Raw genomic sequence first — 17,874 nt, forward strand, 5'->3', positions numbered from 1 at the left:
ACACTTCAAGGTAACAGAAAAAAGTGCGTCACGAGAAGATCATTATTTCTGGCAGGCAGCTGAAGCACTTAGGGATAAATCGGGTGCTATACAAGCCCCTTATGTCATGGTAATCCTGTTAACACACATCGAATAAAAGCATAAGCATCTGTCGGGCAGGAATATGAAACCATCTCTCAGGCGCTCAACCGCAGCGCTGTTGGCATCGTCATTGTTGTTAACCATCGGTAGAGGGGCAACGCTGCCGTTCATGACCATCTATCTCACGCGCGTCTACAGCATGAGCGTCGAGAATATTGGTTATGCCCTGACCGTGGCGCTGACCATTGGCGTGGTGTTCAGCCTGGGATTTGGCATTATGGCCGATAAGTTTGATAAAAAACGCTACATGCTGATCGCGATTGTGGCGTTTATCGCCGGATTTGTGGCGATCCCGCTGGTCAATAACGTCACGCTGGTGGTGCTGTTTTTTGCGCTGATCAACTGCGCCTACTCCGTCTTTTCGACGGTGCTGAAAGCCTGGTTCTCCGACGTGCTCACCTCCAGCCAGAAGGCGCGGGTCTTCTCGCTGAACTACAGCTTCCTGAACATTGGCTGGACGGTCGGCCCGCCGATTGGCACCCTGCTGGTGATGTACAGCCTGCAGCTGCCGTTCTGGCTGGCAGCCTTCTGTGCCGCCCTGCCGCTGGGCTTTATCCACTTCTTTGTGCAGAAAAGCGTGGCGTTAGATACCGCCGAGGAGAAGACGCCGTGGCAGCCGTCGGTCTTGCTGAAAGACCGCGCGCTGTTCTGGTACACGCTCTCTGGCCTGCTGGCGTCGTACGTGGGCGGGTCGTTCGCGAGCTGTATTTCGCAATACGTTCTGGCCGCACATGCGGACAGTGATTTCGCCGAAAAGGTGGTCGCCGTGGTGCTGCCCGTCAACGCCGCCGTGGTGGTAACGCTGCAATATGCGCTGGGCCGAAAGATCTCAGCCAGCAATATCCGCCCGCTGATGTCCCTCGCCACCCTGTTTTTTATCGTGGGGCTGGGCGGCTTTATGCTCTCCGGGGAAAACCTGGTTTACTGGGGCATCGCTGCCGCCATCTTTACGCTGGGTGAGATTATCTATGCCCCGGGTGAATACATGCTGATTGACAACATTGCGCCACCGGGAATGAAGGCGAGCTATTTCTCCGCGCAGGCGCTGGGCTGGCTCGGCGCGGCGTCAAACCCGATGATCACCGGTATCATCCTGACCAACCTGCCGCACTGGTCGCTGTTTGTGATTATGATGGCCGCGATTATTGTGGCGTGGCTGATGATTTTGCGCGGGATGAGCGTGAAGGCATGGTGCGAGTCACCCAAAGCGGCGTAGCAAATGTAGGCCGGGCAAGGCGAAGCCGCCGCCCGGCAATAAAGCATCAATGGTGCAACATCTCCTCCACCACCTGCTCTTTATACATCTCGTTCGGGTAATAGGTCGGCCAGTTGTCCATCTCTTTCAGCAGCGCCTCGTGGGAGGTATTGCCCATGAAAATATGGAAGTGCGAAGAGGCCTTCGGTCCAATGTTATGGTCGCTGAACTGCACGAACTTCGGCGCCTTGCTGCCGGCATCCTTGCACTCAAAGAGATAGCGCACGCCTTTCTTGCCCGATGCGTAGGTCAGAATTTTGTAGCCGCTGTAGTCATACTGACAGCTGCTGACCGCCTTGCCTCTGTGGAATTCCATCACGTTATTTTCAATGCCGATGGCATCCACGTCCGTGGCATATCCCGTGCGGTAGTAGGCTTTCACCTCGTCAAAGGTTTTGCTTTTATCCTTCTGCGCTTTCTGCTTAAAGACCGGATCCAGCGAACCATCGAGCAGGAACGGATAGACCGACTGCCAGGTGCCGTCCCAGTCAGACAGCGCTCTGTCCTTCACGTCTTTATCCTCAAACACGCCGTTCGCCGCTTTCTGTTCTGCTTCGGTCATCTGGTGGCCGTGCGAGTGAGCAAACAGCTGGCCGCTGACCAGCAGCGCCCCCAGAGTCATGGCAAATTTCCCAATATGTGCAGCCAAAGTAACGCCCTCATTCCGTTTTATAAGAATGAAGATGTTATATTATAACATTTCAGATCGCAACCAGGCCGCGAACGCCCTCCTGCTCCATGTTTTCACCCCGCCCGCGCTGAATAATGGTGCCGCGGGACATCAGCAAATAGCTGTCGGCCAGCTCGGCGGCAAAGTCGTAAAACTGCTCAACAAGCAGGATCGCCATGTCGCCTCTGTTTGCCAGGGTGCGGATCACGTGGCCGATCTCTTTAATGACGGAAGGCTGTATGCCTTCGGTCGGTTCATCCAGGATAAGCAGCCGCGGACGACTCGCCAGCGCGCGACCAATCGCAAGCTGCTGCTGCTGCCCACCCGAGAGATCGCCCCCGCGACGGTGCTTCATCTCTTTGAGCACCGGGAACAGCTGCCAGATCTCCTCCGGCACCTGCTTCGCCTCGCGGGCGGAAAACCGCGATAGCCCCAGCAGGAGATTCTCCTCCACGGTCAGGCGCGGAAAAATCTCGCGTCCCTGCGGGACATACGCCACGCCAGACTGCACCCGCTGGTGCGGTTTGCTGTGGGTAATCGTTTTCCCCTGCCAGATGACCTCCCCGGTTTTCGCCGGGATCAGCCCCATCAGACACTTCAGCAGCGTGGTTTTCCCCACGCCGTTGCGCCCCAGCAGGCAGGTGACTTCGCCGGTGACGGCCTCAAAGCTCACGCCGCGCAGGATATGGCTGCCGCCGTAATACTGATTCAGTTCGTTGACCTGTAGCATTCCCTCTCCTTAACGTCCCAGATAGACCTCAATCACCTGCTCGTTGGCCTGCACCTCGCTAAGCGACCCTTCCGCCAGCACCCGCCCCTGATGCAGCACGGTCACATGGTCGGCAATCGTTTCAACAAAGCCCATATCGTGCTCCACCACCATCAGGGAGTGTTTGCCCGCCAGCGTTCTGAACAGCTCTGCGGTGTATTCCGTTTCCGCGTCGGTCATTCCGGCGGCGGGTTCATCCAGCAGCAGCAGATGCGGGTCCTGCACCAGCAGCATGCCGATCTCCAGGAACTGTTTCTGCCCGTGGGAAAGCAGCCCGGCCCGTCGGTCGCGCTCCGCGCTAAGGCGCAGCAAAACCAGCATCTCGTCAATGCGGTCACGCTGCTCGCCGTTGAGTTTTGCCCGCAGGCTCGCCCAGACGGACTTATCGGTTTTCATCGCGATCTCAAGGTTTTCCCACACCGTCAGCGCCTCAAAGACCGTGGGTTTCTGGAATTTGCGCCCGATGCCCTGGCGGGCGATGGCCGCAGGCTCCAGCGCGGTCAGGTCGATGGACTGATCGTAAATCGCCCTGCCGCTCTTTGGCCGCGTTTTGCCGGTGATGACGTCCATCAGCGTGGTTTTACCCGCACCGTTGGGGCCAATCACGCAGCGCAGCTCGCCCACGCCGATATTCAGCGAGAGATCGGTCAGGGCCTGAAAACCATCAAAATTGACGTTAATGGATTCAAGCTGAAGCACCGGGTCAGTCTGGTCCCGGTAGCGATCGCCGGGCAGCTGGCGGGTAAATAATCCTTCCGTTGGCTGCATTATTTCTCTCCCTTACGCAACAGACCGTAGACGCCGCGCGGCAAGAACAGCGTGACGGCGATAAAAATCAGCCCCAGAAACAGCTGCCAGTACTCCGGCATCGCGACGGTGAAGAAACTTTTCGCCCCGTTCACCAGCGCCGCGCCAATCACCGGGCCCACCAGCGTGCCGCGCCCGCCCAACGCCACCCAGATGGCGGCCTCTATCGAGTTCGTTGGTGACATTTCACCGGGGTTGATAATGCCCACCTGCGGCACGTACAGCGCCCCCGCCAGACCGCACAGCACGGCAGAGAGCGTCCATACCAGCAGCTTGAAGCCGCGCGGATCGTAGCCGCAAAAGGTCAGGCGGTTTTCGGCGTCGCGCACGGCGGTCAGGATGCGGCCAAACTTGCTCTTCGCCAGCGCAAACCCGGTGCCCAGGGCCAGAAGCAGCAACAGCACGGTCGCCAGGAACAGCGCGATGCGGGTGGTCGTTTCCGTTACCGAAAACCCGAGCAGCGTGGTAAAACCGGTAAAGCCGTTATTGCCGCCAAAGCCGGTTTCGTTGCGAAAGAACAGCAGCATCCCGGCATAGGTCAGCGCCTGGGTCATAATCGAGAAATAGACCCCTTTGATCTTCGAGCGGAAGGCAAACCAGCCGAATACCAGCGCCAGCAGCCCCGGCACCAGCACAATCAGCACCAGCGCCCAGGCAAAGTGCTGCGTGCCCCACCAGAACCAGGGCAGCTCACTCCAGGAGAGAAACGACATAAACGCGGGCAGACCGTCACCTGCCGCCTGGCGCATCAGGTACATGCCCATCGCATAGCCGCCCAGGGCGAAGAAGAGGCCGTGCCCAAGGGACAGCATACCGGCGTATCCCCACACCAGATCCAGCGCCACCGCCACGATGGCATAGCAGAGGATCTTGCCAATCAGCGTCAGCATCCAGGTCGACAGCGCCAGCGGATGCGTCGCAGGCAGTAAGGCGAAAAACGGCAGTATCAGCAAACACACCACCAGCAGGCTGCCCGCTATCTGCGTGGTGCGTGGCGCTTTGCGCGCCAGCGTTAAGGTCAGCGGCTGGCTCATCAGTCAATCACCCTCCCTTTCAGCGCAAACAACCCCTGCGGGCGTTTCTGAATAAACAGCACGATCGCCACCAGAATCACGATCTTGCCCAGAACCGCCCCCATCTGGGGTTCAAGGATTTTATTAAAGATCCCCAGCCCAAACGCCGCGGCCACGCTGCCTGCCAGCTGGCCTACGCCTCCGAGCACCACCACAAGGAAGGAGTCGATGATATAGCCCTGGCCCAGTTCAGGCCCGACGTTACCGAGCTGCGATAGCGCCACGCCTCCTAACCCCGCAATCCCGGAGCCAAGCCCGAACGCCAGCATATCGACGCGCCCTGTCGGTACCCCGCAGCAGGCGGCCATGCTGCGGTTTTGCGTCACCGCCCGCACGTTAAGCCCCAGACGGGTTTTATTCAGAATGAGCCAGGTGAAGAACAGCACCAGCAGCACGAAGCCCAGCACCACGATGCGGTTCCACGGCAGCGTCAGGTTGGCAAAAACCTGCACCCCGCCGGAGAGCCATGCCGGATTCGCCACCTCGAGGTTCTGGGCGCCAAAGGTCATGCGCACCAGCTGGATAAGCATCAGGCTGATGCCCCACGTCGCCAGCAGCGTTTCCAGCGGACGACCGTACAGATGACGGATCACCGTGCGCTCCAGCGCCATTCCAATGCCCGCCGTCAGGCAGAACGCGACCGGCAAGGCGATAACGGGATAGAGCGCCAGCCACTGGGGCGCAAGCCCGGCCATCGCCTGCTGCACCATCCAGGTCGCATATGCCCCCAGCATCAGCATCTCGCCGTGAGCCATATTAATCACTCCCAGCAGGCCGTAGGTGATAGCCAGCCCCAGCGCGGCCAGCAGCAGCACCGACCCGAGGGACAGCCCCATAAACGCCTGGCCCAGCAGGTCGCCCCACATCAGGCGGTGCTGGATCTGGCTAAGACTCTCTTCTGCGGCCGCGCGCACCGCGCTATCCGGCTCCGTCTGTGGCAGGGTAAACGGGGTAAGCCTGGACTGCACGTCCGGATCGTCTGACTGGCCTAACAATTCGACGGCCTTGCGGCGCACTTCCGGCTGCGGGCTGGCCAGCTGGAGATTCGCGACCGCCAGCAGCAGCGCCTGACGCGCCACGGCGTCCGTCTCATCGTTCACACGCTTTTCCAGAAAAGCGAGCATCCCGGGCTGGGCATCGCGCTGCAGCTGACGCGCCGCCGCCCGTCTTTCAGTGACACTGTCACTCACCAGCTGATGCGTGGCGATAGCGGTTGCAGCCAGCACGCGCAGCCGGTTCGTCAGGCGCACGGCTTTGGTTAGGCCCTCTGCCGTCTGACTCTCCCCCAGCGGGATGACGTTGCCATCGCGTTGTGCAAAGGCGTGCTTTTGCGTATCGACGTAGAGATTTTCCTTTTGTAGCGCCTCAAGGAGCGGCAGTCTTGACGCATCCGGCGCAGCGGCCCACTGCGTCAACAAATCCGCCTGCTGGCTGCGGCTGGCGGCAACAAAACGATCGGCATCCGATGCCTGCACCATCCCTGGCAGCAGTCCGGAAAGCCATACAAGAGCGATGAACATGCGCATGGCGTTCATGACGTTTCTCCCTGCGGTGATGGCTTAGTTGCTGGCGGTTTTCATCGGCTGGTCGGGCTTTTTGTCATTCCCGGCGATGAACGGGCTCCACGGCTGGGCGCGTACCGGCTGTTCGGTCTGCCACACCACGTTGAACTGGCCGTTGCCTTCGATTTCACCGATCATGACCGGCTTGTGCAGATGATGGTTGGTGGCATCCATGGTGAGCGTAAAGCCTGACGGCGCCTTAAAAGTCTGACCGGCCATTGCCGCACGCACTTTCTCCACATCGGTAGTACCGGCTTTTTCCACCGCCTGCGCCCACATATGAATCCCCACGTAGGTCGCCTCCATCGGGTCGTTGGTCACCACGGTATCGGCGTTCGGCAGCTTGTGCGCCTTCGCATAGGCTTTGTAATCCGCCACGAACGCTTGGTTAGTCGGGTTATCGACGGACTCAAAGTAGTTCCAGGCCGCCAGGTTACCCACCAGCGGTTTGGTGTCGATCCCGCGCAGCTCTTCTTCACCCACGGAGAACGCCACCACCGGCACGTCCGTCGCCTTCAGCCCCTGGTTAGCCAGCTCTTTGTAGAACGGCACGTTGGAGTCGCCGTTGATGGTCGACACCACGGCAGTTTTGCCGCCCGCGGAGAATTTCTTGATGTTGGCAACGATGGTCTGGTAGTCGCTATGACCAAACGGGGTGTAAACCTCTTCGATGTCCTTATCCTCCACCCCTTTCGAATGCAGGAACGCGCGCAGGATCTTGTTGGTGGTGCGCGGGTAAACGTAATCGGTGCCCAGCAGGAAGAAGCGTTTCGCCGCGCCGCCGTCTTCGCTCATCAGGTATTCCACCGCCGGGATGGCCTGCTGGTTCGGCGCCGCGCCGGTATAGAAGACGTTTGGCGACATCTCTTCGCCCTCATACTGCACCGGATAGAACAGCAGGCCGTTCAGCTCCTCGAAAACCGGCAGTACGGATTTGCGCGACACCGACGTCCAGCAGCCGAATACCACAGCCACTTTATCCTGGCTCAGCAGCTGACGGGCCTTCTCGGCAAACAGCGGCCAGTTTGAGGCCGGATCCACCACCACCGGCTCCAGTTTCTTGCCCAGCACGCCGCCTTTGGCGTTGATCTCATCGATGGTCATCAGCGCGACGTCTTTCAGCGGGGTTTCAGAGATGGCCATGGTGCCGGACAGCGAATGCATGATCCCCACCTTGATGGTATCGGCCGCCTGCGCGCCAAAACTCATCCCCATCGCCACGACGGACGCGGATAACGCAAAAGCTTTTAATAAGGTACGACGCTGCATATTTTCACTCCTGAAAAAGAACGCTGTGCGAAAACGTCCGGTACGGCGTGGACGCGGAAAAAAAAGTGTCAGCGAAGCAGGAGCAAAAAGAGTGCCAGAATGGAGAAAGCGCTATTTCTGGGAGGGGAACGCCGGATGTAAAGAGAACGACTCAGAATGGTACAGCGCTGCACTTTTATAATGCAGCGTCGTATAACGGGGTTACCAGACTTCGCTGGCGATCTGCGTGACCAGCCGGACTTTGTCCCACTGCTGGGCTTCGCTCAGGCTGTTGCCCTCTTCGGTCGAGGCAAAGCCGCACTGCGGGCTGAGGCAAATCTGCTCTTTTGCCACGTATTTCGCCGCCTCTTCAAGACGGGCTTTAATTCCCTCCGGATTCTCCAGCTCGCCGTTTTTTGTAGTGATAAGACCCAACACCACCTGCTGTTTGCCCGGGCGAACAAAGCGCAGGGGCGCGAAATCCCCGCTGCGGTCGTTATCATATTCGAGGAAGAAGGCGTCAACGTTGACCGTTCCGAACAGCACTTCCGCTACCGGCTCGTAGCCGCCTTCGGAAATCCAGGTGGAACGGAAATTGCCGCGACAGACGTGCAGTCCGATGGTCAGATCGTCCGGCTTGCCCTCCAGCGCCTTGTTCAGCACGCGGGCATAGATGCGCGCCAGCTCATCGGCGTCGTCGCCGCGCTCGCGGATCTGACGGCGCTGGTCGTCCGAACAGAGATAGGCCCAGACGGTGTCATCCAGCTGCAGATAACGGCAGCCCGCGTCGTAGAAGGCCCGGATGGCATCACGCCACGTGGTCGCCAGGTCATCGAAATAGACGTCAAGGTCCGGATACACGGTCGCATCAATGTCTTTGCGACCGCCGCGGAAGTGCAGCACGCTTGGGCTCGGAATGGTCATTTTTGGCTGGGCGTTACCGCTGATGCTTTTAAGAAAGCGGAAATCGTCCAGCATCGGGTGCTCACCAAAGCCCAGCTTGCCGGTGACGCGCACGCCGTGGGCTTTGGTTTGCACGCCGTTAAACTGGATGCCCTGCTGGGAATCGTAACGCTCAACGCCCTGAAGACCGTCGAAGAAGTCGAAGTGCCACCAGGCACGGCGAAACTCACCGTCGGTCACCACATGCAGGCCGCACGCACACTGCTGCTCGACGACGTGGCGAATGGCCTCGTCCTCCACCGCGCGAAGCTGCCCGGCATCAATCTCGCCGCTGGCAAATTTCAGGCGAGCCTGCTTGATGGCATCCGGGCGTAAAAAACTGCCGACTACGTCGGCGCGGTACGGGGCGTGGTGTCGTTGCATGGCAATCTCCTCAGTCTGCCGGCGATAATTGCCCGCAGTGATAATTCATTATTTGAAGTTTTAGACTTCTGGATGTCTAAATGTCCAAAAACAATGTCATACCTCACCGGTGCCGGCAAACGAGAAAATTTCACGTATGTTGAAAAAAATTCATCTTCACAGCGCGGCGACGGACGCCTCGCTGGCAAACGCGTAGCGTTCATCTTCCCAGCCGGTGATCCCACCGAGCATGATTTTGACCGGCAGCCCGAGACGCGCCAGCTTCAGCGCGGCTCTGTCCGCGCCGTTACAGTGCGGCCCTGCGCAGTAGACGACAAACAGCGTCCCTTCAGGCCATTGGGCCATGCGCTCAGCGGTCATCTGGCTCCACGGCATATGCAGAGCGCCCGGCACATGGCGACGGGCAAACTGCTCCGGGCTCCCCACCACGTGCAGCAAAACAAAGTCCTGCTCATTATGCGTGATGGCATGATGCACATCGGCGCAGTCGGTTTCGACGCTCAGGCGACGCAGAAAATGGGTAACGGCTTCCTGCGGTTCGGCAGCCGGAAATTCAGTAACATAGCTCATGATCCTTCCTCATCTTTGGCGTTTGTGTTAACACTACTCTATCCACAAATTCAGCTCATGAATGCGCTCGCTTATGCCAGAAAACAGCAAAAAGATGACAACGTTAAGACAGATTGCCCGCCCGAAGGTGGTGGTGCTGGCGTATGACGGTCTGTGTACCTTTGAGTTTGGGGTGGCGGTGGAAATCTTCGGCCTGCCGCGGCCCGAGCTGGGCGACGACTGGTATCGTTTTGCCGTGGCAAGCGTTGATAACGGTGAGCTTCGGGCGACAGGCGGGATCCGCATCATTACCGATGGCGATCTCTCCCTGCTTGCGTCTGCCGATCTGATCGTGGTGCCGGGCTGGCGGGGGGTGGACTCGCCGGTTCCGGACGCGCTCTGCAACGCATTACGTCAGGCCAGCGCGCGGGGCTGTCAGCTACTCTCCATCTGCTCGGGTGTATTTGTGCTGGCCGCCTCCGGTCTGCTCAACGGACGCAAAGCCACGACGCACTGGCGCTACATTGAGACGCTTAAAGCCCGCTACCCTGACATCGACGTGGTCGAGGATGTGCTCTACCAGGACGAAGGCGAGATCCTGACTTCCGCAGGCAGCGCGGCGGGGATCGATCTCTGTCTGCACGTCGTGCGTCGGGATTTCGGGATGGAAACCGCCAACAGCGTGGCGAGGCGGCTTGTCATTCCCCCTCACCGGGATGGATCTCAGCCGCAACAGCTGAGCCGCCCGGTGGCGCAGCTGCGGGAAAGCCAGCGCCTCGGTCAGCTGTTTGATTTTCTGCACACGCATCTTACCGAGCCGCACAGCGTCGACTCGCTGGCGCGTCGTGTCGGTATGAGTCAGCGCACGTTTCTGCGTCGCTTCGAAGCGGCAACGGGAACGACGCCTGCCCGCTGGTTACTCAATGAGCGCCTGCTGCGGGCGAAAGATTATCTGGAAAGCAGTCGTTTAAGCATCGACAGCATCGCGGAACAGACCGGGTTTGGTCAGGCATCGACGCTGCGTCATCATTTTCGCCAGCAGTTCGCAATTTCCCCGGCCCAGTACCGTAAACAATTTTCTCATGCCGGTACTGCCCGCTGAGGCGGCAGTCTTTTGGTTTCGCTGGAATACGGAGAACCTGATGGTCACCACACACGTTTTTATCGCAACCAGTCTTGATGGCTACATCGCCCGACACAATGATGATATCGACTGGCTGCTGCAGCGCGATGACCCGAATGAGGATCATGGCTACACGGCTTTCATCGCGGACAAAGACTGGATCGTGATGGGCCGGGGGAGCTATGAGAAGGTGCGGACCTTTGAGACATGGCCTTATGACCGGCCCGTACTGGTGCTCTCCCGACAGCTGGCCGACACGCCCGTACCCGACGCGCTGAGGGGCAAAGTACAGTTTTCCGGCCGCACGCCAAAGGAGGTGCTCGACGATCTGGCGAGGCAGAACGCCCGTCGCGTCTATCTTGATGGTGGGCAAGTCATACAGTCGTTCCTGCGAGAAGGGCTGGTGGCCGATATGGTGATCACAACCGTTCCTGTCCTGCTCGGTTCGGGAAAATCGCTGTTTGGCGCCCTTCCCGGGGATATCGATTTGACGCTGGTCTCCAGCCGCAGCTTCCCTTCGGGTCTGGTGCAGTCGCACTATCGGGTGACGACATAACCCCACGGCCAACACCGCTACGTTATGCGCAAAAAAAAACCGCCAAAAAATGGCGGTAAATGCTTGCATGGATAGATTTGTATTTTGGTCTCTACGTCCCGACACTCCATGGCCGGGCTGCGGATCCCATACAACCTAACACTCGTTGTCTTAACGAAGGTTAAACAGTTTTATTAACCTGCATGGGTATTGATCTGCAAATAACGCATAAGCCCCTGTTCAGCGCTCTGTTTTGCATCATCATTAATGGCTTCAAGATAAAAGGATCGCGCTACGCCATAAGGTGCCTTTTCAGAAGGAAACACCGCAAACTGGAATGTTTTTCCTCCCTCTTGATGAGTACAATCTAATTCCCAGCGCAGATCGTTAACTTTTTTGCTGCCGCAGGCAACAAGGCCATAGTCGCTGGTTAAATAGGAACCAACGCGAATTTCTGCTGATTGAATATATTCTGGTTCGTCATTAACTGCATAACGAATTCCCACAACAGCCCCGATCGCAACCGCCATAAGCGCAAGCGCTATTATTTTTTTCATTTAGTAATGACCCATTCCTTAGCCAGAGGTTCTCTATTATATAGGATTTGTCCTTAATGCAAATATCCAACTTTGGACCAGAAATGGGACGTTTACCATACGTATATGTACTTTAGGAAAAGTCTTAACCCCTATTATGAACGTACATTATTTGACATTCTCTTTGCGCTAGTTTGAATATTTGAATAATAACAATAATAAATAATCGGCATCATTAAGCCGCAACGTTATTCGGCGGTGACTTCATGGTTAAAAAAGGTTTATCTCTCGTGATGCTTATCTGTGCCCTCTTTTCAGGCCAGCTTATGGCCGGGCACAAAGGACATGAATATCTGTGGGTGAAGAATGTGGATCATCAGCTGCGTCATGAAGCCGATAGCGATGAATTGCGAAGCGCGGCGGAGGAGTCGGCGGAGGGTTTGCGCGAACACCACCTGTGGCAGAAATCGCGCAAACCGGACACGCACGTTCGGTAGTTAGCTGCCCTTGCGTTTTGGCAGGGTTTTCATCAGATCGTCCGGGCTGACGGACGCCACAATACTGCCGGGCTGCGGCATTTTGAAGATGTGGTTTTTCATCTTGCCAATCACATGCATTTCGCACGGACGGCAGTCAAATTTGAGGGTCAGCACTTCGTCACCGTTTACGAGCTGCATAGGCGTGGCCTTCCAGCTCTTGATGTTGCCTTTCGCCTGCTTAGGACACAGGTTAAACGCGAAACGAAGGCAGTGTTTGGTGATCATCACCGGCACATCGCCCTTCTCCTCATGCGCTTCATAGGCCGCGTCGATCAGCTGCACGCCGTGGCGATGATAGAATTCACGCGCTTTATGGTTGTAGACGTTGGCGAGGAAGGATAAATGCGTATCCGGGTAGACGGGCGCAGGAACGGTTTCCGCTTTACGGCTAGCGCGCGGGTAGTTCGCCAGGCGCGCGTCATCCAGCATCTCGGCGGTTTCACGGCGGAACTGGTTGAGCAAACTGTTCGGCACAAAGAGGGCATCCGGCAGGTTGACCTCAACGTTGCGGGCGTAGTAAATCGTCTGCCCCAGCTTCGCGACGCCATCCTTCAGGCTGTTGAGCGCTTTCTCCGCGTTGTTTGCCACCTCGAACAGGCCATCAAGCGTATGCGTTACGCTGATGCCGTCTTCACAGGTCATGGTCAGAATCAGCTGCTCTTCCCAGCCGCCCAGTTCAATATCCACCGCAATACGACGTTCGCTGGAGGTTTTCAGCAGCGCCTGCTGCCAGTTATGATCGAGGTTACGGTTAAGCGCCGCGTTCGGCCGTGCCTTGTAGAGATCGGCCGGCATTTCGTTCGGCCATACGCGGTAGCGGTTCTCACCGGTTTTCTCCACCGTGTTGGCGCGGAAGCCCACGACCTCACGCTTAATCATCACGTTAAGGCCATCGCCGTTCGCCAGCGGCTCCGTCACCGCAACATCAAGGTGATCTTTCGCCACTTTCAGCACTTCACCCACCGGCAAACCGATAAACTTCGGTGAGTCAAACGCGCCGATATCCCCTTTACGGGCATTCACGAAATAGTCCGTGCTGCCGCGGTGGAACGTTTTGTCCGTCGACGGAATAAAGAAATGCTCGGTACGGCCGGCCGACGCGCGCGCCAGGTCACCGCGATCTTCGATGATGGCGTCCAGCATCTGGCGATAGTGCGCGGTGATATTCTTCACGTAGCTCATATCTTTATAGCGCCCTTCAATCTTGAAGGAACGCACGCCCGCGTCGATCAGCGCGCCCAGGTTGGCGGTCTGGTCGTTATCCTTCATCGAGAGCAGGTGTTTTTCAAATGCCACCACGCGGCCCTGGTCGTCTTTCAGGGTATACGGCAGACGGCAGGCCTGAGAGCAGTCGCCGCGGTTGGCGCTGCGGCCCGTCTGCGCGTGGGAAATATTGCACTGGCCGGAATAGGCCACGCACAGCGCGCCGTGGATGAAGAATTCAATCGTCGCGTCTGTCGCCTGGTGAATATCGCGGATTTGATTCAGGTTCAGCTCGCGCGCCAGAACGATCTGCGAAAAGCCGACGTCGGAGAGGAACTTCGCCTTCTCTACCGTGCGGATATCACACTGGGTACTGGCGTGCAGTTCAATGGGCGGAATATCCAGCTCCAGCACGCCCATATCCTGAACGATCAGGGCATCCACCCCGGCCTGATAGAGATCGGTAATCAGACGTTGCGCAGGCTCCAGCTCATCATCATGAAGAATGGTGTTCAGGGTGACGAACACCTTCGCCCCGAAACGGTGGGCGAACGGCACCAGCTCAGCAATATCGCTCAGGCTGTTGCTGGCGTTATGGCGGGCACCGAAGCCCGGGCCGCCAATGTAGACGGCGTCTGCGCCATGAAGGATCGCTTCACGGGCAATGGCGGCGTCACGGGCCGGGCTTAAAAGTTCAAGATGATGGGATTGCAGGCGCATACTTCGTCGTTATCCGTTATGGTCAAAATGGCGGCTATTGTAGTCAGAAGTCTGCGTCAGCGAAACAGTTTTGCGTAGCCTCAGCGGGGATAATGAATGAGGGAGTGAAAATGCACCGTCCGGTCGCTGCTGTTGCGGTAGGCGTGCGGTTTATCGCCGGCAAAACGGACGCCGGAATCGGCAGAAATCGTCTGCCATTTGCCCTCGAGCTTCATCTCCAGCTCGCCGCTGACCACCACCACATGTTCAATCACCCCCGCCTCATGCGGCGTGGATTCACTCAGGGCGCCGGGGGCCAGGGTAATGGAGAAATAATCAAACCGGAGCGCCTCGTCCCACGGAAAGAGCGGCTTGACGACCATCGCCTGCTGCTGCGGGTCAAACACCGCCTGCCGGTCCGCCTCCGGCGTGATGAAGGCGGAAAACGGCACGTTCAGTCCCGTGGCAATTTTCCACAGCGTCGACACCGTGGGGCTGGATTCATTTCGCTCGATTTGCCCGAGCATGGCCTTTGATACGCCGGTTTCGTCCGCCAGTTTCGACAGGCTCCAGCCCCGTGCCTGGCGTAATGTTTTCAGTGTTGCTGCAAGGTGTTGTGTGATGTCCATATTTCCTCCTGACGACGAGCATACCACTTGTACGCTATAACGCACAGTGTTACCTTACCCCGGACGTTATAACGCACAATGGAGTTTTCATGCGCCCTTCCTCTCATCTTGTTCCGGTCGTACTGGCTGGATTTGTCGCCGTTCTGGTGGGTTACGCCAGCTCGGCCGCCATCATCTGGCAGGCCGCCGCCGCGGCTGGCGCCAGCGCGCAGCAGATCGCAGGCTGGATGACCGCGCTGGGGATTGGGATGGGCGTCAGCACGCTGGTGCTTTCCTGGTGGTACAAAGCGCCCGTGCTGACCGCCTGGTCAACGCCCGGCGCGGCGCTGCTCGCCACCAGCCTGCACGGCGTCACGCTGGCGGAAACCATCGGCGTGTTCATCTTTGCCAACGCGCTAATTTTGCTCTGCGGCATCACCGGGCTTTTCGCCCGTCTGATGACGCTGATCCCCCATTCGCTTGCTGCCGCCATGCTGGCCGGGGTATTGCTGCAGTTTGGCCTCCACGCGTTTGCGCATCTTGAGGGGCACTTTCTGCTGTGCGGCAGCATGATTGCGGCGTGGCTGATCGCAAAAGCGCTGTCGCCGCGCTATGCCATCGTGGTCACGCTGCTGGTGGGCGGTATCGTGGCCTGGGCCGGTGGTGACGTTGTCACGGATAAGCTCACCCTTTCTCTGGTGATGCCCGAATTTATTGCGCCTGACTTCACCTTCACCAGCCTGGTGAGTATTGGCTTGCCCTTCTTCCTCGTGACCATGGCCTCGCAAAATGCGCCGGGTTTCGCCACCATGAAAGCCTCCGGCTACCCGCTGGCGGCCTCACCGCTCATCATCGTGACGGGTGGACTGGCCCTGCTGTTTTCTCCGTTTGGCGTCTTTTCAATCTGCATTGCGGCCATTACCGCCGCCATTTGTCAAAGCCCGGATGCACACCCGAACGCGGATAAACGTTGGCTGGCGGCCATCGCAGCCGGCGGGTTTTATCTGCTGGCGGGAATTTTCGGTGGCTCCATTACCGGCATTATGGCCGCCCTGCCGCTCAGCTGGATCCAGACGCTCGCCGGTCTGGCGCTGCTGGGCACCATTAGCGGGAGTTTATATCAGGCGCTGAGTCACGAGGCGGAGCGCGACGCGGCCATCGTCACGTTTCTGACGACCGCAAGCGGCGTTACGATCCTGGGCATCGGTTCGGCGCTCTGGGGGCTGGTGCTGGGAGGGGTATGTTACGCCCTGTTTTCACGCGCTCGCAGCGCGTAGCTGCGACGGCGTCATGCCCGTCGCGCTGCGAAAGCGGTTGCTGAAGTGGCTGGCGGAGTTAAACCCGCAGGCCAGCGCAATGTCCGTCAGTGGCATGGAGGTATGCTGCACCAGCTCTTTCGCTTTGACCATTCGCCTGTGCATCACGTACTGGTGCGGTGCCAGCCCCGTCGACTGGCGGAACATGCGGGCAAAATGGTATTCGCTGAGGGCAGCCTGCGCCGCCAGCTCGGCCAGCGTCAGGGGCTGCCCCAGGTTCTCTTCGATAAAGGCCAGAACGTTGCGCAGAACAAACGGCGATAACCCGCCGGTGACGACCGGCAGCTTCCACTGCACGTTTGAGTAGTTTTGCAGCAGATGGGTCAGCAGCAGCGTGGAGGCCGTGCTCAGGGTAAGCTGGTTGGCGTGCTGCTGCCAGTCACAGCCCAGTAAAAACTGGCGATACAGCGTGGTGATCTTCGGGTCGCTGCCAAAAATACGCTCGTCCAGGGTCAGCGAAAGCGGCCGCTTATCCCAGATTTTTTCTCCCACGTCGCGCAGGTGTTCATCGGTGCAGTAGAGATGCACAAACGACAGGTCATCGCGGATATCCCACGTCGATTCGCTCTCTTTGGGCATCAGGCAGAAACGGTCCGGCCCCCCGCCGTTCTTCCAGCCTCCTGGCGTTTTTTGATAGCTTTCGTAGCCGTCCGCCACGTACAGGCTGAGGGTATGATGGTTGCTCTTTACGGTGATCGTGTCGTGCTTGTTGTACCACGCGGCCAGCTGGATACCCGAATTCAGCGAGACGGTTTCCCGCAGGACTGCATTCTGTTGGCAAAGCGTTTCAAAGGTATCGTAAGCGTGAGACATAACCGTTAGCGCGTGAAGAATTGGAATATCAGTCTAAGAAGAGTTGCCGCCCGTTGCCAGTCCCTCCAGAAGAAAAAAGCGCAAGATTTTGCAAGTCTGCCGCAAGCGGGTGAAAGCCCGTTACGCATCTCAGCGTCATACTGCGGGTTTCCGCGGTTTAAGAAGAGACAACTATGAACGCATTATTATACGGACTCGTGGTCATTATCTGGGGAACCACCTGGATTGCGATTTTCCTGCAGCAGGGCCCCGTCGCGGCGCCGGTGTCCATTTTCTGGCGCTTCGCCGTCGCCAGCCTCACCATGATGGTGGTGTTACTCGCCCTGCGTCGCCTGCGCACGCTGGCGCTTCGGGATCATCTTTTTTGCCTGCTTCAGGGATGCTGTGTTTTCTGCTTTAACTTCTGGTGTTTTTACACGGCAGCGGCACATATCAATACCGGGCTGGAGTCGGTGATCTTCTCCATGGCGGTACTCTATAACGCCATTAACAGCTTTATTTTCTTCGGACAGCGCCCGCCCGCGCGATTCTGGACGGCGGCGGCACTGGGGCTGGTCGGGATCATCACCCTCTTCTGGGACGACCTGCTGGCCAGCGGCTGGAGCGCGTCACTCCTGACGGGCATTGGCCTTTCCGCACTCGGCACGTATGGGTTCTCGCTGGGTAATATGTTCAGCATGCGCCATCAGCGCAGAGGCCTGGAAACCATGACCACCAACGCCTGGGCGATGCTCTATGGCACGCTGGTGATGGGCTGCATTGCGCTGTTCAGAGGCGATAGCTTTGTACCGGAATGGACGGTGAGCTATCTCGGCGCGCTGGTGTATCTGGCCCTGTTTGGCTCGGTGATTGCTTTTGGCGCCTACTTCACGCTGGTGGGACGTATTGGCCCGGGCAAAGCGGCCTACAGCACGCTGCTCTTCCCGCTGGTGGCGCTCTCCATCTCCACGGTGTATGAAGGCTACGTCTGGCATGTCAACGGTATCGTGGGATTAGTGCTGATTCTGGGAGGAAATATGGTGATGTTTACCAAACCGGAAACCTGGTTCAGACGCTTACGAATGGCATAAATAAAAAGGCCTGCATTACGCAGGCCGTTTTA

The 17,874-nt window shown here is 58.2% G+C and carries 18 protein-coding genes; 6 read left to right on the forward strand and 12 right to left on the reverse strand.

The window, feature by feature from the left end:
• Positions 1–163: 163 nt before the first annotated feature.
• A complete protein-coding gene (gene ydeE, locus ACOTXF_RS18470; protein ID WP_047746701.1) occupies positions 164–1,357 on the forward strand; it encodes an efflux MFS transporter YdeE in 1,194 nt (397 codons plus the stop codon).
• 46 nt (positions 1,358–1,403) lie between these two features.
• Here ydeE and zinT read toward each other — a convergent pair whose 3' ends face one another.
• The 8 genes from zinT to ACOTXF_RS18510 form a co-directional block, all read right to left on the reverse strand.
• Entirely contained in the window at positions 1,404–2,045 is a 642-nt protein-coding gene (zinT, locus tag ACOTXF_RS18475) for a metal-binding protein ZinT (RefSeq protein ID WP_047746703.1), read from the reverse strand.
• Positions 2,046–2,097: 52 nt separating this feature from the next.
• On the reverse strand, positions 2,098–2,796 hold the full coding sequence (gene urtE / locus ACOTXF_RS18480; protein ID WP_023327459.1) for an urea ABC transporter ATP-binding subunit UrtE: 699 nt from the start codon (positions 2,794–2,796) through the stop codon (positions 2,098–2,100).
• A gap of 9 nt (positions 2,797–2,805) precedes the next feature.
• Positions 2,806–3,603: an urea ABC transporter ATP-binding protein UrtD gene (urtD, locus tag ACOTXF_RS18485; protein WP_047746706.1), complete on the reverse strand. Its 798-nt coding sequence runs from the start codon at positions 3,601–3,603 to the stop codon at positions 2,806–2,808.
• Complete coding sequence (gene urtC / locus ACOTXF_RS18490; protein ID WP_023327457.1) at positions 3,603–4,676, reverse strand: urea ABC transporter permease subunit UrtC; 1,074 nt, start codon at positions 4,674–4,676, stop codon at positions 3,603–3,605. Before urtC ends, urtD begins: the two co-directional genes overlap by 1 nt.
• A complete protein-coding gene (gene urtB / locus ACOTXF_RS18495) occupies positions 4,676–6,250 on the reverse strand; it encodes an urea ABC transporter permease subunit UrtB (RefSeq protein ID WP_047746710.1) in 1,575 nt (524 codons plus the stop codon). The genes urtC and urtB overlap by 1 nt, the downstream gene beginning before the upstream one ends.
• Before the next feature lie 24 nt (positions 6,251–6,274).
• The gene (urtA, locus tag ACOTXF_RS18500) at positions 6,275–7,546 is read right to left on the reverse strand and encodes an urea ABC transporter substrate-binding protein (RefSeq protein ID WP_047746712.1); all 1,272 of its coding nucleotides are present in this window, start codon (positions 7,544–7,546) and stop codon (positions 6,275–6,277) included.
• 201 nt (positions 7,547–7,747) lie between these two features.
• Positions 7,748–8,851 (reverse strand): cobalamin-independent methionine synthase II family protein, encoded by a 1,104-nt coding sequence (locus tag ACOTXF_RS18505; protein WP_047746715.1) that lies wholly within the window; start codon positions 8,849–8,851, stop codon positions 7,748–7,750.
• A gap of 156 nt (positions 8,852–9,007) precedes the next feature.
• Positions 9,008–9,421 carry a rhodanese-like domain-containing protein gene (locus ACOTXF_RS18510; RefSeq protein WP_008502248.1) on the reverse strand — a complete coding sequence of 138 codons (414 nt, stop codon included), beginning with the start codon at positions 9,419–9,421 and terminating at the stop codon, positions 9,008–9,010.
• 73 nt (positions 9,422–9,494) lie between these two features.
• On the opposite strand from ACOTXF_RS18510, the gene ftrA reads away from it, so the two are divergent.
• Together ftrA and ACOTXF_RS18520 are read left to right on the forward strand one after the other, a co-directional pair.
• A complete protein-coding gene (gene ftrA, locus ACOTXF_RS18515; RefSeq protein WP_021242516.1) occupies positions 9,495–10,502 on the forward strand; it encodes a transcriptional regulator FtrA in 1,008 nt (335 codons plus the stop codon).
• Positions 10,503–10,542: 40 nt separating this feature from the next.
• The gene (locus ACOTXF_RS18520) at positions 10,543–11,079 is read left to right on the forward strand and encodes a dihydrofolate reductase family protein (protein WP_047746717.1); all 537 of its coding nucleotides are present in this window, start codon (positions 10,543–10,545) and stop codon (positions 11,077–11,079) included.
• A 173-nt stretch (positions 11,080–11,252) separates the two neighbouring features.
• On the opposite strand, the gene ACOTXF_RS18525 is transcribed toward ACOTXF_RS18520, so the two are convergent.
• Positions 11,253–11,615 (reverse strand): hypothetical protein, encoded by a 363-nt coding sequence (locus ACOTXF_RS18525; RefSeq protein WP_032651813.1) that lies wholly within the window; start codon positions 11,613–11,615, stop codon positions 11,253–11,255.
• Positions 11,616–11,860: 245 nt separating this feature from the next.
• Here ACOTXF_RS18525 and ACOTXF_RS18530 point away from each other — a divergent pair, with 245 nt between their 5' ends.
• Positions 11,861–12,091, forward strand: coding sequence for a DUF2554 family protein (locus ACOTXF_RS18530; RefSeq protein WP_008502251.1), 231 nt, complete (start codon positions 11,861–11,863; stop codon positions 12,089–12,091).
• Here ACOTXF_RS18530 and ACOTXF_RS18535 read toward each other — a convergent pair whose 3' ends face one another.
• Entirely contained in the window at positions 12,092–14,056 is a 1,965-nt protein-coding gene (locus ACOTXF_RS18535; protein WP_021242519.1) for a peptidase U32 family protein, read from the reverse strand.
• Between the two features lie 80 nt (positions 14,057–14,136).
• Positions 14,137–14,664, reverse strand: a complete 528-nt coding sequence (locus tag ACOTXF_RS18540) for a helix-turn-helix domain-containing protein (protein ID WP_008502254.1) — start codon at positions 14,662–14,664, stop codon at positions 14,137–14,139.
• Positions 14,665–14,753: 89 nt separating this feature from the next.
• On the opposite strand from ACOTXF_RS18540, the gene ACOTXF_RS18545 reads away from it, so the two are divergent.
• Positions 14,754–15,920, forward strand: a complete 1,167-nt coding sequence (locus ACOTXF_RS18545) for a benzoate/H(+) symporter BenE family transporter (protein WP_047747158.1) — start codon at positions 14,754–14,756, stop codon at positions 15,918–15,920.
• Here the strand turns inward: ACOTXF_RS18545 and ACOTXF_RS18550 are convergent.
• A complete protein-coding gene (locus ACOTXF_RS18550) occupies positions 15,900–16,772 on the reverse strand; it encodes a helix-turn-helix transcriptional regulator (RefSeq protein ID WP_023292442.1) in 873 nt (290 codons plus the stop codon). The two genes, ACOTXF_RS18545 and ACOTXF_RS18550, sit on opposite strands and share 21 nt — an antisense overlap.
• Positions 16,773–16,945: 173 nt before the next feature.
• Here ACOTXF_RS18550 and ACOTXF_RS18555 point away from each other — a divergent pair, with 173 nt between their 5' ends.
• Positions 16,946–17,842, forward strand: a complete 897-nt coding sequence (locus tag ACOTXF_RS18555; RefSeq protein ID WP_047747160.1) for a DMT family transporter — start codon at positions 16,946–16,948, stop codon at positions 17,840–17,842.
• Positions 17,843–17,874: the final 32 nt, after the last annotated feature.

It is taken from the genome of Enterobacter cloacae complex sp. IR53041, assembly GCF_049238285.1.
GTDB lineage: Bacteria > Pseudomonadota > Gammaproteobacteria > Enterobacterales > Enterobacteriaceae > Enterobacter > Enterobacter roggenkampii.